General features: G+C 47.6%; 12 protein-coding genes. 3 read left to right on the top strand and 9 right to left on the bottom strand.

Annotated features, from left to right (window positions below):
* The first annotated feature begins 28 nt into the window (after positions 1 to 28).
* Positions 29 to 1,765, top strand: coding sequence for a discoidin domain-containing protein (locus LCH85_00515; GenBank protein ID MCA0350451.1), 1,737 nt, complete (start codon positions 29 to 31; stop codon positions 1,763 to 1,765).
* Between the two features lie 208 nt (positions 1,766 to 1,973).
* Here LCH85_00515 and LCH85_00510 read toward each other — a convergent pair whose 3' ends face one another.
* On the bottom strand, positions 1,974 to 2,585 hold the full coding sequence (locus LCH85_00510; protein MCA0350450.1) for a hypothetical protein: 612 nt from the start codon (positions 2,583 to 2,585) through the stop codon (positions 1,974 to 1,976).
* Positions 2,560 to 2,991 carry a hypothetical protein gene (locus LCH85_00505; protein MCA0350449.1) on the bottom strand — a complete coding sequence of 144 codons (432 nt, stop codon included), beginning with the start codon at positions 2,989 to 2,991 and terminating at the stop codon, positions 2,560 to 2,562. Before LCH85_00505 ends, LCH85_00510 begins: the two co-directional genes overlap by 26 nt.
* 417 nt (positions 2,992 to 3,408) lie before the next feature.
* On the opposite strand from LCH85_00505, the gene LCH85_00500 reads away from it, so the two are divergent.
* Positions 3,409 to 3,744, top strand: coding sequence for a hypothetical protein (locus LCH85_00500; protein ID MCA0350448.1), 336 nt, complete (start codon positions 3,409 to 3,411; stop codon positions 3,742 to 3,744).
* A 120-nt stretch (positions 3,745 to 3,864) separates the two neighbouring features.
* On the opposite strand, the gene LCH85_00495 is transcribed toward LCH85_00500, so the two are convergent.
* The 3 genes from LCH85_00495 to LCH85_00485 all read right to left on the bottom strand — a co-directional run bounded on the left by LCH85_00495 (position 3,865) and on the right by LCH85_00485 (position 5,442).
* A complete protein-coding gene (locus tag LCH85_00495; protein MCA0350447.1) occupies positions 3,865 to 4,017 on the bottom strand; it encodes a hypothetical protein in 153 nt (50 codons plus the stop codon).
* A gap of 122 nt (positions 4,018 to 4,139) precedes the next feature.
* On the bottom strand, positions 4,140 to 4,880 hold the full coding sequence (locus LCH85_00490; GenBank protein MCA0350446.1) for a hypothetical protein: 741 nt from the start codon (positions 4,878 to 4,880) through the stop codon (positions 4,140 to 4,142).
* Positions 4,870 to 5,442: a sigma-70 family RNA polymerase sigma factor gene (locus tag LCH85_00485; protein ID MCA0350445.1), complete on the bottom strand. Its 573-nt coding sequence runs from the start codon at positions 5,440 to 5,442 to the stop codon at positions 4,870 to 4,872. Before LCH85_00485 ends, LCH85_00490 begins: the two co-directional genes overlap by 11 nt.
* Positions 5,443 to 5,783: 341 nt before the next feature.
* Here LCH85_00485 and LCH85_00480 point away from each other — a divergent pair, with 341 nt between their 5' ends.
* Positions 5,784 to 8,867 carry an N-6 DNA methylase gene (locus tag LCH85_00480; protein MCA0350444.1) on the top strand — a complete coding sequence of 1,028 codons (3,084 nt, stop codon included), beginning with the start codon at positions 5,784 to 5,786 and terminating at the stop codon, positions 8,865 to 8,867.
* Between the two features lie 164 nt (positions 8,868 to 9,031).
* Here LCH85_00480 and LCH85_00475 read toward each other — a convergent pair whose 3' ends face one another.
* From LCH85_00475 to LCH85_00460, 4 genes are all read right to left on the bottom strand, one after another.
* Complete coding sequence (locus LCH85_00475) at positions 9,032 to 9,892, bottom strand: PPC domain-containing protein (protein MCA0350443.1); 861 nt, start codon at positions 9,890 to 9,892, stop codon at positions 9,032 to 9,034.
* A 169-nt stretch (positions 9,893 to 10,061) separates the two neighbouring features.
* A complete protein-coding gene (locus tag LCH85_00470; GenBank protein MCA0350442.1) occupies positions 10,062 to 12,329 on the bottom strand; it encodes a TIGR03986 family CRISPR-associated RAMP protein in 2,268 nt (755 codons plus the stop codon).
* Positions 12,313 to 12,894 (bottom strand): TIGR03984 family CRISPR-associated protein, encoded by a 582-nt coding sequence (locus LCH85_00465; GenBank protein ID MCA0350441.1) that lies wholly within the window; start codon positions 12,892 to 12,894, stop codon positions 12,313 to 12,315. Before LCH85_00465 ends, LCH85_00470 begins: the two co-directional genes overlap by 17 nt.
* Positions 12,872 to 14,389 (bottom strand): RAMP superfamily CRISPR-associated protein, encoded by a 1,518-nt coding sequence (locus LCH85_00460; GenBank protein MCA0350440.1) that lies wholly within the window; start codon positions 14,387 to 14,389, stop codon positions 12,872 to 12,874. Before LCH85_00460 ends, LCH85_00465 begins: the two co-directional genes overlap by 23 nt.
* Position 14,390 lies beyond the last annotated feature (1 nt).

Here is a 14,390-nt window from a genome sequence, read left to right as displayed (position 1 = left end):
ACCTATTAATTAAAAGGAGTAGCTGATAATGAATCGTCAACGCGCCTTGAGCATGAAGGTTTATTTGCTGTTGGCTTTGATAATGCTGGCTGGGAGTTTTGGCGCTGGATTTGATCAACCCAAATCAGCCCAAGCCCAAATCGCCTATAAAATTGTGGGCTATTTGCCATCGTGGCAAGGCAGCGTCAACGGCGCTCAAATTGATAAACTGACCCACATTAACTACGCTTTTCTGTTGCCCAACAACGATGGCAGCCTCAAGCCAATCGAAAACTCCAGCAAATTGCAAGAGTTGGTAGCGGTTGCCCATAGCAAAAACAAAAAAGTGCTGATTTCAGTTGGTGGTTGGAACGACGGCGATGATAGTGCCTTCGAAAGTATCGCCGCCAACGCCAGCTATCGCACAAATTTTGCCAATAATCTGAATAATTTTGTCAACCAATACAATCTCGACGGGGTTGATATTGATTGGGAATATCCTGAGGCTGGCGATTTTTATTTTGAAACGATGTCAGCAATTCGCAATCGCATCGGCTCGGGCAAATTGTTAACTGCGGCAGTCGCTGCAACCAATGCTGGCGGCTCAGGCGTAACTAGCAATGCCATCGACATTATGGATTACATTACGCTCATGGCCTACGATGGTGATGGCGGCGCTGGCCATTCGCCCTATAGTTTGGCCCAACAATCGCTCGATTATTGGAGCACCAAAACCAGCAATAAAGCCAAATTGATCTTGGGCGTGCCGTTTTATGCTCGCCCAGGCTGGTATGGCTACAACACCTTACGCGCTGGTGGTTGCTCCGCCGATAGCGATAGCTGCTGGTATGGCGGCGCAACCCAATATTACACAGGCCGCCCAACCATGCGTTCCAAAATCGATTTGATGAAAAGCAAAGGCGGCGGCGGGATTATGATTTGGGAATTGAGCCAAGATACGGCTGTTACCAGCAGCGATTCCTTGCTCAAAACCATCGCCGACCATTTGGGCACGCCCAGCACACCAACTGGCAATGTAGCGCTCAACAAAGCCGCAACTGCTTCATCAACCGAAAATAGCAGCTATGGCGCAAATCTCGCCTTCGATGGCAACAGCGCCACCCGTTGGTCGAGCACATGGAGCGATCCGCAATGGCTACGGGTTGATTTAGGCGCAGTGTATGCGATCAAACAAGTTGTTTTGAAGTGGGAAGCAGCTTTTGGACGCGCCTATCAAGTGCAAGTTTCCAACGATGGCAATACCTGGCATTCGATCTCTAGCACAAGCAACAGCGATGGCGCAACCGATGATTTGGCAGTTTCCGGCGTTGGCCGTTATCTGCGCGTTTATGCCACAACTCGCGCCACCGAATGGGGCTACTCACTGTGGGAAGTTGAAGTTTATGGCAATGCGTTGGCAACCAGCGCTTCATCAACCGAAAGCGGCGGCAGCACGAACAACGCGATTGATACCAATAATGCTACCCGTTGGAGCGCTGGTTTGCCCCAAGCAGCCGGCCAGTGGTATCGCGTCGATTTTGGCAATAGCCAAAGTTTCAGTCAAATCACGCTTGATGCAGGTACATCCTACGGCGATTATCCACGCAACTTCCAAGTGCAGGTTTCCAATGATGGCAATAGCTGGGCAACCGTAGCCACTGCCAGCGGCACAACTCAAGCAGTAACCATCAACTTCGCCGCTCAAAATAGCCGTTATCTGCGAGTATGGCTCACCAGCACTGGCGGCGGTAGTTGGTGGTCAATCCACGAATTAATTGTGCGCTAAACTCCGAGGGGTCAGCAGTCAGGAGCCAGAGGTCAGGGTTGATATTTTATTAACCACGAAGAGCACAAAGGGCACGAAGCTATCGTGATTAATGATCCACGAAGAGCACGAAAATGATTAGGCTATAGGCTATTGGCTATGGGCTATTGGTTTGGGAAAATCCTCATAACAGATAGCCCATTGCTTATTATTTAATTTACTCGATCAATCAATTTTGGCGCAGGTTTTGCTGAAACCACCACTGATCAGCCTCGGTCATGGCTTGATTTAGCCAAGGATAACTGACCAATAAGGGTTGAAGCGCATCAAGGATTATCCAAAAACACTCAGTGGTTTGATTCTCTAGCCATATACCGCGAATCAAAGCCACGACGTGCGCTTCATAACCATGATCAGCGGCATAATTGGTCAGCTCTTTGAGTACCATATCAAGATACATTGGCTTAATTGATGCTGCAAAAGCAACTGCTTGATCAAAAGCATCATGTTTAAGCAAAGCTTCGCAAACCCAATAACTATTATTGCCTTGGCGCGATATCCATTCGTCAGAAATATGATGGTATGCTCGTACTACATTGGCGAGACAATCAAGATATTTTTGACGCTGGCCTTGTTTGGCATAGGCTGAGCCAAGGACGATTAACTTCTCAATCAGCAATGTAGCCCAATCTGGATCATCAATATACTTAAGGAGCTTAACCTCAGCATGTTCAAGCAATGCCAATGCTTCATTCGCCCACCCATATTGGTGCAACACGCCCGTCGATATAACTAAAGTATATTCATAGAGTTCCTCAAGGGGAGCATTTTGAAGCATCATCAGTGCTTACAGTAGCGGTCAGCTGAGTGGCTGGCGGATCAGTAGCATCCATGGTCAGCTTAGCCAAATACAATTCAGCCTGATAGCGATCGGAACGATCATTTAATTGAATTGCATAGTTCAACAGTGGCTGCACATAGGGTAGATGTTGCTGGTTGGTAGCAACTCGGATTAGGCGCTGAATCGCGTGTTTCGCCAGTTCTGCATCGGTTATAGCATAAACAAAGGGGATTGCTAATCCAATCTGACCTTTTTCCGCCAGATCTGCCGTTATTACAAACCACGCAGTATTGCGCTCATGCACCATGATTGCTCGTTCAGCTGGCTGGTCTATACAATCTTTGAGGTAAGCATACAACAGCCGCAGGTTTTCGGGTTGGCTGATTATCGGTTGATCATTAATCATGGAACGCTCCTCTCCTAGAGTGATCTACGAAATGCTGAAACTATAAAGAGCCTACAGCCCTCCAAATTTAGCATTTTTAGTTATGCATTGCGAATTACATTAATTATCCCGTATCCTTTTATCGCCCGCACCGCTGCGTTAAACTCGTTTGGCTCGTTGGATCAACCACAAACTTATTGGAACAAACCCATAGTCCTCGACGTTAGCATCAAAAGCTAATCAGCAGTTGAGGAGCGAGCTATGCGCCGATTTGGATGGATGTTTCTACTGATACTAACAGTCGGATGTAGTGTAAACGCGAACAATAGCCAGCCGCAGCCAATCGTCACCGAAACAGGCGAGCATATAACGATATTTCCCGATTACATTGCGATCGTTGTGCCTGGCTATGAGCTAACGTGTCTTAATGATCCGATCGTGTCGATGCAGACGGCTAATGGCTGGCTACCGCTTGAAGATTTTATTATGCAGCCGCATTATCTTGATGATAAATTCAAGTTTGTTGCTGGAATGTGCGATGTTGTTGTCTGCGATAAGATCGATCACGAACATCCATTGACGATTGGTTTACCGCTCTACCAGCATATTGGCGAACGTAAATATTTGCTCGATCAAACAGGCACTATCGAAATGCGACCAGCCTATCGCACGGTCTCTCCAACCCAAACGGTCAAGCTTGATCTAACCTATTTTCTCGATGATGCTTGTAGCAAACAACAGACCTCTAGTACAATCGTCGATTTATCAAATTAGGTCGAAAGCTTGCCCCACAAAGCAACCCAACGTATTAAAACCACGAAGAGCACGAAGCTATTGATCTTTGCGCTTCTTCGCGTTCTTCGTGGTTAAATGACCTACCGCATAGCCCGCTGGTTAGTCAGCGTTGATTGCCTCAGCGACGGTCTCACGATCAAGTTGAACGCCACAATCGGGGCAGGCATCGTAGCTAAAGCCCGTACCACCATCGTGTTCAACGTAATTCAAATCGTACTCGGTGCCACATTCGCAGGTTGCTGCTAAGTTCATAAAGCCTCCTAAAATTGCATTGGGGCCGATCATTGCCCGTTTGATCATACTGCAATTGAGGCTGACCATGCAAATGCTGCTCAGCACAACCAAGCGGCGATGCTGAGCAGCAATCAGGTGATTTATTCCATTCCGGCTGCGAGATCAATCAACTCTTGCTTGCTAAGCTGTGATGACGAGAGCATATACGAGATATCGCCAATTTGCCAGCGCAGGGTTTGGGCATCGAACGACGAATCCCATTCCGAGACAGTGCCTTTGACGATAAAGCCGCCCTTCACATATTCGCCACTCACACTCCCGACTTGCACAATCTCAACGTTGGCGCTAGCCCCAATTTGGATGTAGAGTGGCCCACGTTTGGCATTCAACGAGAAATGATTATTGCCTGCGGAATCTTGATAATCAATATGCACAAACATGGTTGGTTGCGCACCCGTCACCCGAATTGTTGATTGCTGGACAGTCGCTGGTAGCTGCGTCGGCGTGCGAATATCAAAACCAACTAGCGCCGAGGCTTCTTCGAATGTCACCGCCACAGAAGGCATAAGCGGGGGATTTTGCGGCGACTCGATCGTATCCGAGGGGGCACGATACAGGCCAAAAAACTCACTCAATGCTGCGACAAAGCCACTTGGTAAGCTAAACCAAAGTAGCAGCATAACCCCTGCCATCAGCATGCCACGCCAATACCAGTTGGCTCGCCGCTTCGGTGCTTTCGCCTCTAGCCACGGGGCATTGGCCTGGCGGGCATGAAATGCTTGACTCGGATGCTCACCAAAGTCACGTAATAGTTTGGCGATTGCTTGGCTGGTTGGTTCGTCATCAACGGGCAGGTGTTCGTTCGATCGGTTATGCGTCATGGAAAAGCTCCTCGGCTAAAGTTGCATACTGGGTTTGCAGAATCCGCAAGGCGCGGTGGATGCTCACTGATACGGCGTTTTCGGAGCAACCAAGGTGTTGGGCTATCGTTTGAACACGCCAGCCCAAAAAGTAGCGCATAATCAGATGATCACGCTGGGTCAGCGAGACATGCGCTAATAATTCAAGTGCCAAATGTTGGCGTTCACGCTGAATAGCTTGTTGCTCGGGAGTCGGCGGCGGTGAGCGATCAAGCTGCGCCCACAGTCGGCCCATCGCACTCGTGGCCCGCCGTTGTTGGTCAATCACAATCCGCCGCGCAATCGTAATAATCCAGCCTAGTGCGGCCTGATCGTCGCCGCTAAATCGCTGGCGCTGCTTCCAAGCTCGCGCAAACGCTTCGGCGGTGTAATCTTCAACATCGCTCTTGGGCTGGCCATGCAGCATATACACATAGCGAAAAACCACAGCATGGGTTTGTTGATAGAATTGGGCAAAGCTGGCCGGGTCTACCAGCGGATGCGGTGCTGTAAACACATCACGAACCCGCGTTATCAGATCCATAGGCGCTCCTTCATGCGTTCAAGCGATAGTTTATATACAAGGAAACGCAGCAGCCCCAAAAATCTTACGAGCAGCTATGATCCACGAAGGACACGAAGGGCACGAAGACCGAAACCGCGAAGCACGCGAAGGACGCGAAGGGAGATAAGGAAGTTGGGCCGATCAACTGCCTGCATTGCCACCCAATCCCTGCGCACCATCCAACCAACATTCGGGCGATTCGTGTCTCTTCGTGGTTAAAAAAATGCTCTATGCTCTATGCTCTATGCTCTCTCTCCGTTGCTCTTTGCCCAGCTCTCGCGTACAATAGTGCTACTTCTGTGTGTATGAGGGTTGAATCAATGCTGTCGATCAAGCCAAATCATAAGGCGGTGCGCGAGTATTACGCCAGTTTGCGCAGTTTGGCCGAGGCCCGTGCCCAACACGAGGGCGCAGTTGCTCCCGCGTTTGCGGCTTTGCTCCGCGCTTGCGCTAGCCAGATGGGCTGGACATTGGTCGAACAGTATTCGATCCGTTTGAAAAAAAGCTCGATTCGCGCCGATGGTGCCTTGCTCGATAGTTTTACCTTGATTCGCGGGGTCTGGGAAGCCAAAGATAGCGGCGATGATTTGGCAACTGAGGTGCGTAAAAAGTTCGCCGCTGGCTATCCCGCTGAAAATATTTTGTTTCAGGCTCCCCAACGGATTATTCTTTGGCAAAATCAGCGCCAAGTGCTCGATGTCGATATTAGCCAGCCCGATGCCTTGATCGATGCGCTGTTGCTGTTTTTCAATTATCAGCCACCCCAGTATTTGCAATGGGATCACGCGGTCGTCGAGTTTCGGGAGCGCGTGCCCGAACTCGCTCAAGGTGTGCTGCGTTTGATCGAGCGCGAAATCAGCGAGAAGAATCAGCGTTTTATCACGGCGCTTGAGCGTTTTATGGCCTTGGTGCGCGAGGCGATCAACCCCAATATTTCGGTTTCAGCGGTTGAGGAGATGTTGATTCAGCACTTGTTGACCGAGCGGATTTTTCGCAAGGTGTTTAATAATCCCGATTTTGTCAATCGCAATGTGATTGCCCGCGAAATTGAAACCGTGATTCAGGCATTAACCTCGCGTTCGTTCAATCGCAATGATTTTCTGCGTGAACTCGACCGTTTTTATGGGGCAATCGAATCGACCGCCGCCACAATCGAGAATTTCAGCCATAAACAGGATTTCTTGAACACGGTCTACGAAAATTTCTTCCAAGGTTTTTCGATTAAGGTTGCTGATACCCACGGGATTGTTTACACCCCCCAGCCGATTGTCGATTTTATGGTGCGCTCGGTCGAGGAGTTGTTGCGGCGCGAATTTAACACCTCGCTCGGCAACGCGGGCGTGCATGTGCTCGACCCATTTGTTGGCACTGGCAACTTTTTGCTGCGGGTGATGCACGAAATTCCCCGCAGCAAATTGCGCCAAAAATATGCCGATGAATTACACTGCAACGAGGTGATGTTATTGCCCTACTACATCGCTTCGATGAATATCGAGCATTTGTATTATGAATTGACCAATAGTTATGCCGAATTCAATGGCATTTGTTTGGTCGATACCTTTGAATTAGCTCAAGTTGGCGCAGGCCAGCAATTGGGCTTGTTTGTGCCCGAAAACACCGAGCGCGTGCTCAAACAACAACAACAAGATATTTTTGTGATCATCGGCAACCCACCTTACAATGCATGGCAAGTTAACGAGAATGATAATAATAAAAACCGCAAATATGAAATTATCGATCAGCGTGTAGCTACAACGTATGCACGCGACTCTTATGCAACGCTCAATAATTCATTGTATGATCCATACGTCAAATCTTTCCGTTGGGCGGCTGATCGCATTACCCGCAATGGTGACGAAGGCATCGTCGCATTTGTAACTAACAATAGTTTTATTGATAGTTTGGCCTTTGATGGAATGCGTAAACATCTGACCCAAGATTTTGATGCAATTTATGTGCTTGATCTTGGCGGTAATGTGCGCAAAAATCCCAAACTTTCCGGCACAACCCACAATGTGTTTGGTATCCAAGTTGGGGTTAGCATCATGTTTTTGATCAAAAAGCGTGGTGTCAGCAAAAACAGTAACGCCACAATCTGGTATGCCCGCACTGGCGAAATGTGGAAGAAACAGGAAAAATTCGATCTGCTTAATCAGGCTGAAACCATCTCGAAGATTGAATGGCAAGAAATTACGCCCGATAAAAAACATACTTGGCTTACTGATGGCTTAGAAGATGATTTTGATACCTTCATCCCTATTGGCAGCAAAGATGCAAAACGTGGTATGAGCAATGCAATTTTCACATTATATAGTCGCGGAGTTGCTTCAAATAGCGATAATTATATTTTCAACTTTAATCAAGAAGGTTTAAATAAGCGAGCAACTATAATGGTTGAAGCTTATAATAGTGAACGAGATCGCTGGTTAAGATCAAATAATCCAAAGGATATTGACCAATTTCTCAATATTGACGAATCAAAAATTAAATGGGTACGAAATACAAAAAGAAATCTTCTACGTGGTGCTAAAGCAACATTCCGATCAGAAACTATTCGATCTTCAATGTACAGACCATACACAAAACAATTTTATTTTTTTGAGAAGCTTTTTAACGAAGATATCTATCGATGGTCACAGTTTCTACCAAATGAATCTAGCGAAAATCGGGTAATTTGCGTTGTCAATGAAGCGCAAATCCCATTTTCAGCCCAAATCACTAACGTCATTCCTTGTTTGCATTATGGTGGGCGACAAACCCAATGCTTTCCATATTATGTCTACGACGAAGATGGCAGCAACCAACGCGAAAACATCAGCGATTGGGCGCTTGAGCACTTCCGCAGCCAACTTAGCGAGCCAAGCATCGCAAAATGGGATATTTTTTATTATGTCTATGGGCTGCTGCACTCGCCGCATTACCGCGAACGCTACGCCGCCAACTTACGCCGCGAACTGCCGCGCATCCCAATTGTGGCCTTGGCCAATTTTCAAGCCTTGGCGCAAGCAGGCCGCGAACTGGCCGAACTGCACATCAACTACGAGCAACAACCAGAATACAATTTACAATGGCTCGAAAACCGCGACGAACCGCTGAATTGGCGGGTTGAAAGCATGAAACTCAGCAAAGATCGCACGACCCTGCGCTACAACAACTTTCTGAGTTTGGCAGGCATTCCGGCGGCAGCCTTTGAATATAAGCTAGGCAACCGCTCGGCGCTCGATTGGGTGATCGACCAATATCGGGTCAGCACCGATGCGCGCTCGGGCATCACCAACGATCCCAATCGCCACGACGATCCTGAGTACATTGTGCGACTGATCGGCAAAATCATCACCGTCAGCCTCAAAACCGTCGAGATTGTGGCGCGAATTGGGGAGCAGAGCATAGAACATAGAACATAGAGCTTTTTTAACCACGAAGGACACGAAGGGCACGAATGGTGGTTGGATGGTACGCAGGGATTGGGGGCAATTCAGACAATTGCTCACCCCATCTCGCTTATCTTCCTTGCTTCGTGTTCTTCGCGTGCTTCGCGGTTTCGGCCTGCGTGCGCCTTGTGGATCGTTTAGGGTTTATACGTAACGTTTAAACGATAGGTTGGAGGTTTAGTGCCAGTCGAAGTTGCCCAATAGACCCCAATCAAGTAGTTGGTATTACCAGCGATTGGTGCATTTAAAAGCGCATCTGCTAGTTGCCCAGCATTGGTTGAGCGCAAATAGAGCAGATAATTGCCTTCCCCATCGCGGTAATAGAGATACAAATCGAGATCGTGTTGATCAGGCGTGGTATTTTCCAGCCGAATATCTAATTTTCCGCCTGCTGTTTGCGTAATGCGATAATAATCAAGTGCTCGCGCTGGCTCATCAATAAAATCGCTATTACACCACCCGCCGTTGGCATTAATTTCGCCAGCCGATTGAGGATAATTATCCTGAGGCTCATCAACGTGAATACACGATTCTAAAATCCCCACCACTGGATTCATAATCCGTGAACGAATAATCCCAATCGTCATGCGTGGTTGACCACTAATCACTGTATTGGCGGCATCCGAGCGTAGCTCAACCTGAAAGGTTTCGTAAGGTTCCCAATACTGAGGGCTGTTGTTATAGATATCAATGCGGATCAGGGCAAAACGATCAAGCCCAGTGATCGTTCCCTGATTTGCCATGATGGGAGCATAATCATCGGCAGGAGTTGCACTCTGCGCCTTGGTACCATAAATAAATTTAAGATTGACTGCCTCAGTTGGGCCAGCACCGACCACCTTAATTCGCAACCAAACATCAGTTCCTTCAGAAGTTGCAACATACAGGCGATCCCATTCGAGGGTGGCGGCCTGCGGCACATCGGGGTTGGCATAACTTGCGGCTGGCATAATCCCATGGATCAACAAAAGCAAAACGACAATTCTCACAAACTTCATACTCAGTGGTGCTCCTATCTAGATAAATATCAATTATAACCCATGGCATTGCCAACGACCAAAAGTTTAATCCATGTATTACCAAATACTAAAGCGTGAGCCAAGCAATATTTTGGTGGGGTATAAAATCAGCGGTGGATTGCACAATACCATCCACCGCCAAACCAAATTATTGAATTTTACGAATTTCCTGCACTGCATCGTCTTCAAGCGAGACAATGCGTACATCAACGCGCTTGCCATTATTGAGATGTTGGGGATTAATCGAATTACCGATAATTTTTGCATAGACGAGCTTTTTATTATCTAGTCGAACATCCCAAACCTGCCTATTTACCCGACCAACAATCGTTCCAGAAACAGTCTGATTGACTTTGAGCGGCTTCTCAGGTTTTTTTGGTTTAATCGGGGTTCGCTTGATCACACGTAATGGGGTAGGGAGCACTGGGCGATCCCGATATTCATTACGCTTTCTACCATCCTCTTTCCGCTCAATTTCCATATAGCGCACAAGTTCGGCCCATGATCGTGGCTCAGTTTGTTCAAAGCGTGCTACATCCCATTCGAGCATGGCAAGCAATTGCTGGATGCGTGGGATATGATTGAATTCGCTGAAGCCGCGCTCTTGCTCGCCGCTGTGTTGCAGAATATAAGTACAAAAGGCTTGCTGCTTAGCCAGTAAATCCTGATCAATCCAATCGCGTTCAGCTCGCAGCCAAGTATTCTGGCCTTGATTAAACAACTGACTGTAGTGGGCTTGGCGGTTGGTGGTCGCAATGTGATAGTTAATTGCAATCGAGCCAAAGCCAAACGGCTTGCCCATACCCAGTTTTAGGCGATGGTTGGGGCTAGCCGCTAGTTCAAGCACATAGATTAAGGCTCCTAACTCCACATCGCTCAGATTTTCAAAGCCAATCTGAAATTGAAACTCGACTCCCGATTTGACTGGACGCATACGGGTGGTTTGGGTCGAATCAGCATTAGCATCAGGTTTATGCCGATCTTGAGCCGCAAATCGGCCATGATGCCAGTATTGTTTATAACCCCGAATGGTTGTGTCATTGCGATCGTCGCCATAATGGCGCAATGATTGACGGTCGGTTGCATCTTGGGTCAGGTAGTGTTGGAAGGTTGTGGGTTTTGGCGATGCTAGAATCGGCGGAGTAATTTCAGTATCCCATAGCTCAGCATCAGGCAGTTGCTGATTAACCAGCTTGGCATCGCTAAACCGTAAGCGGCTAGCATAACTCGTAATCTGGTTAGGCTCAACATTGACTTCTTGATGCACAAAACCAAACATCGCTTCGGCTAGATCAATTGGGGCATCATCACTACCAACCCGCAAATGCGGTGGAATCAAATCGTAGGGGCTGTTAGTATAGGGCAAGCGAAACATTCCGGCCCGCCCGAAAAAGCTAACTTTCTGTGGATTAGCGGGATCGACAATAAAAAAGATTGGTTGGTCATCGAGCAACTCCCCTTTACGCTTCCTTAACTTATCCCGTTGGGGAAATGCTTGAGTCTGCCATTGACTCAACTGATCTTCATCGTGAAAGCGTTGAAGTTGTTCGTTTTCTAGGCGAAACACCTGTTGCGGTCGTTGTTGAATCAAGACATATTCATGCTTTTTACCAGGCACATTGCCAGTTATCACTAAAGTTGCAGGTAGCCAATCGTTACCTTGAGGTTGGCTCAGGCTTACTTCTTTAATTTTATACTTATTAAGTGGTAAAACCCAAATCGTCGTATATTGATATCGTTCATTTGGTAACTTAGTGCTGCGATAGTTGGTATAGCGTTGCCAAATATGCTTTTCTAAAACAGCAATTGGAAGCTTATAAAATTCAGTTTCTTCAATCACCCGGCTATTATCAGCTTGCAAACGTAAAAAACCAGCCCGCACTTGGTTGGTCATGCGCTGACGGTAGTGCATACCTAAGTTTGTAGTATCAACACTTCGAAAAAATAAATACTTGCGGGTGACCAAATCGATTTTGCTATGGCTCACAATTTCGACCAAGCTGCGCATTAAGCCGCGTAAACTGCTCCCAGGAATGACCGCACGTTGACCAGGTGAGGCAAAGAAATCGGGTTTATTTTTGGTTGGAGCGGTACGGGCTTCATTCGATTGCTGTTGCTGCTCAACTTCTTGGATTGAATCCTTGAATTGCCTAGCATTTAACCCACAACGCACATACAACGGCGTTTCAGTTCTGAGGGTGCAAGTAATTGTGCCGGTATGCCGATCGGCAAAATATTGATCGTGGCGCACCAAATATTGAGCCTCTTTCGGTTGGTGTTCAGCTTTGATCACAACCCGCTGTTGCTCTAAAACCACTTCGGCAGGCACAGCTTTTTCGGGCAGCGGAATAAAATTATAGGGCGCAAAGGCCTCACGGGCATTAATCTCATGCAAATGTTCAGGAACGGTCGCCATGCTCAATCTCCTTAGCACTTAATTCGACTAAACGGCTGGCTCGAATATAGGCGGCTCCAGTATTGGAATCAAAATCTAAAATATGGCGCACCTTCAAGCGAGCGGGCCGATGCTTAGGTTGTTGGTCATCAGCTTGCCCAAAATAACGATCTTGCGGCTCAAATAGCAAGGGTAAGGTATGTTGCATGCCTTGAATCCCATCGGTTAATCTGGTAAAGCCGCTAAATGTTTTGGATGGTTCGCCAGCGATGCCCCATAGCATTTGCCATTCATCAATATATTCGTCTGATTCAACAGGATCAGTAATTACCACTGCTTGCCAACCGTTCGTATTTGGCCACAGCAATACTTCAGCCTTGGGGCCAAAGATTCGGCATTGTTGCAAGGTATCAAAGTTGAGTTTTGCAGCATCACAACCCAACTGGAGTTTGCCATGCTCAAATTTGCCCCAGATGACACAATCAAGGCTATGGGCCAATAACCATTGGCAGTAGTTGATTTCGGCTTGGGTTTGCAACCATGCCACCAAATCAATCTGTGGCTCAATTGGGATTGGTTGAAACATTTAAGCCCTCCTCTAACAAGCTAGCAACAAACGCTTGTAATGCATCAGCAGTTTTTGGCTCAAGCATTAATTGGCCATCAGCTTGGCGAAAATGATAAGCCTCACCGTTAATCCACAGGTTGAATGCCTGTCCAGTCAACACACCGCGCCCGATACTTTGCTCGCCGCCAACCGTCAAATCACCCAGCCAAAGATCTTTTATCACCAATAAGAGCAACCCAAGATCATAATCCTTAGCATCTTGAATTGTTAGGTCGAGGAATATCTTGGTCTCTGGCAAGCCCCAAACTGGTTGTTCAGCCAATAAGGCACTCGGGAATGGCCCACCAGTAAACCGATCAACCGCGATCCGCGTTTGAATATAATCGGTATCTGCTGGGTAAATTAAACTATCGTGAACGCGCACCCGACTTTTTTGAGCCTTACTGGTTCGTGCCTTGGCATCAGTTGCCACATAGCCAAATAATGCTGAGATCAATCCATCAGGAGCGGGCAGAGTTTGGGCGTTGTTTTTGAGGGTTGCCAAAATCTTCTCAGCTCGATGGCGGATAATGCCAGCCCAACTGGTGCCTGGAATCACCGGATAGAGCTTGCCATCGGCTAACCGGGTTTCGAGGTAGCGATCATCTGGTGCATAAGGGTCACTGCTCGCCGAACGAATCAGCAACGATTGATCAAGCCCAAATTCAACCTGAATCTGGCATTGGTTTCGAGGCAATTGAGCCAATGGCAGATCTAAGCCTGCACCGATACTTGGTCCAGTATAGTGGGCTTCTGGGGGCTTTGCCCGATCAAACTCCAACCATTGCAACATTTGCCTAGGCTCAGTCAAACGATAATGCCAAATTTGCCAATTGGTGACTTTGCACAAGCCTAAACCCCGCTGTTTACGCATACCCAAGGCAATCTGTTCAGCTTCCAAGCCATATAATGCTTGGGCCAATAGTTCAAGTCGTTGTTGATTATAATTAATCGAATCATCCCACTTTGGGTATTTCTTTTCAGCATCGAACGGCACTTCATGGAGCAACTCAAAATACAAATCGAAGCATGTGCCAGCCGGCAACAACTCCAGATCATACTTAGCCCCAGCGCTAGCAGTACGGGTGGCTCCATCAATCCGCACGCCATCGCGCACCATCGATGCGACAATCGTGGTGCTCAGCGCATCGCTCACCAAGAGCGCACTTTGATCGCCCTCACTCGCTTCATGCGATAATTCTGCCCCAAATAACGCAGCAGCATCATAGCCAAACTGCTTCAAATAGGCTCGCAGTGCTCCAGCAATCGAGCTACCTGGAATTAACGCACGAGCCTCAACCAAATCGCGCAGCAAGGCCATATCGGTTGGTAAATCGCTCGCACCATTACTAATTAAGGTGGGCGATTGCAATTCAAGCCGCCCATGAATCAGCGTTCGTGCAAAGATATAGCGGGTTTCACGGTCTTTATAGAGTAAGTCTGGGTTAGTGGGCACATAAAAATCAAACGCCATC

It is taken from the genome of Chloroflexota bacterium, from assembly GCA_020161265.1.
Taxonomy (GTDB): domain Bacteria; phylum Chloroflexota; class Chloroflexia; order Chloroflexales; family Herpetosiphonaceae; genus Herpetosiphon.
This window is presented reverse-complemented; position numbering and strand designations above follow the sequence as displayed.

Excerpts from the sequence above, each read along its gene's own strand:
- LCH85_00470 (MCA0350442.1), bottom strand. The coding sequence starts at position 12,329 with ATGGCGACCGTTCCTGAACATTTGCATGAGATTAATGCCCGTGAGGCC.
- LCH85_00460 (MCA0350440.1), bottom strand. The coding sequence starts at position 14,389 with ATGGCGTTTGATTTTTATGTGCCCACTAACCCAGACTTACTCTATAAA.
- LCH85_00485 (MCA0350445.1), bottom strand. The coding sequence starts at position 5,442 with ATGGATCTGATAACGCGGGTTCGTGATGTGTTTACAGCACCGCATCCG.
- LCH85_00515 (MCA0350451.1), top strand. The coding sequence starts at position 29 with ATGAATCGTCAACGCGCCTTGAGCATGAAGGTTTATTTGCTGTTGGCT.
- LCH85_00495 (MCA0350447.1), bottom strand. The coding sequence starts at position 4,017 with ATGAACTTAGCAGCAACCTGCGAATGTGGCACCGAGTACGATTTGAAT.
- LCH85_00480 (MCA0350444.1), top strand. The coding sequence starts at position 5,784 with ATGCTGTCGATCAAGCCAAATCATAAGGCGGTGCGCGAGTATTACGCC.
- LCH85_00465 (MCA0350441.1), bottom strand. The coding sequence starts at position 12,894 with ATGTTTCAACCAATCCCAATTGAGCCACAGATTGATTTGGTGGCATGG.
- LCH85_00505 (MCA0350449.1), bottom strand. The coding sequence starts at position 2,991 with ATGATTAATGATCAACCGATAATCAGCCAACCCGAAAACCTGCGGCTG.
- LCH85_00490 (MCA0350446.1), bottom strand. The coding sequence starts at position 4,880 with ATGACGCATAACCGATCGAACGAACACCTGCCCGTTGATGACGAACCA.
- LCH85_00475 (MCA0350443.1), bottom strand. The coding sequence starts at position 9,892 with ATGAAGTTTGTGAGAATTGTCGTTTTGCTTTTGTTGATCCATGGGATT.
- LCH85_00510 (MCA0350450.1), bottom strand. The coding sequence starts at position 2,585 with ATGATGCTTCAAAATGCTCCCCTTGAGGAACTCTATGAATATACTTTA.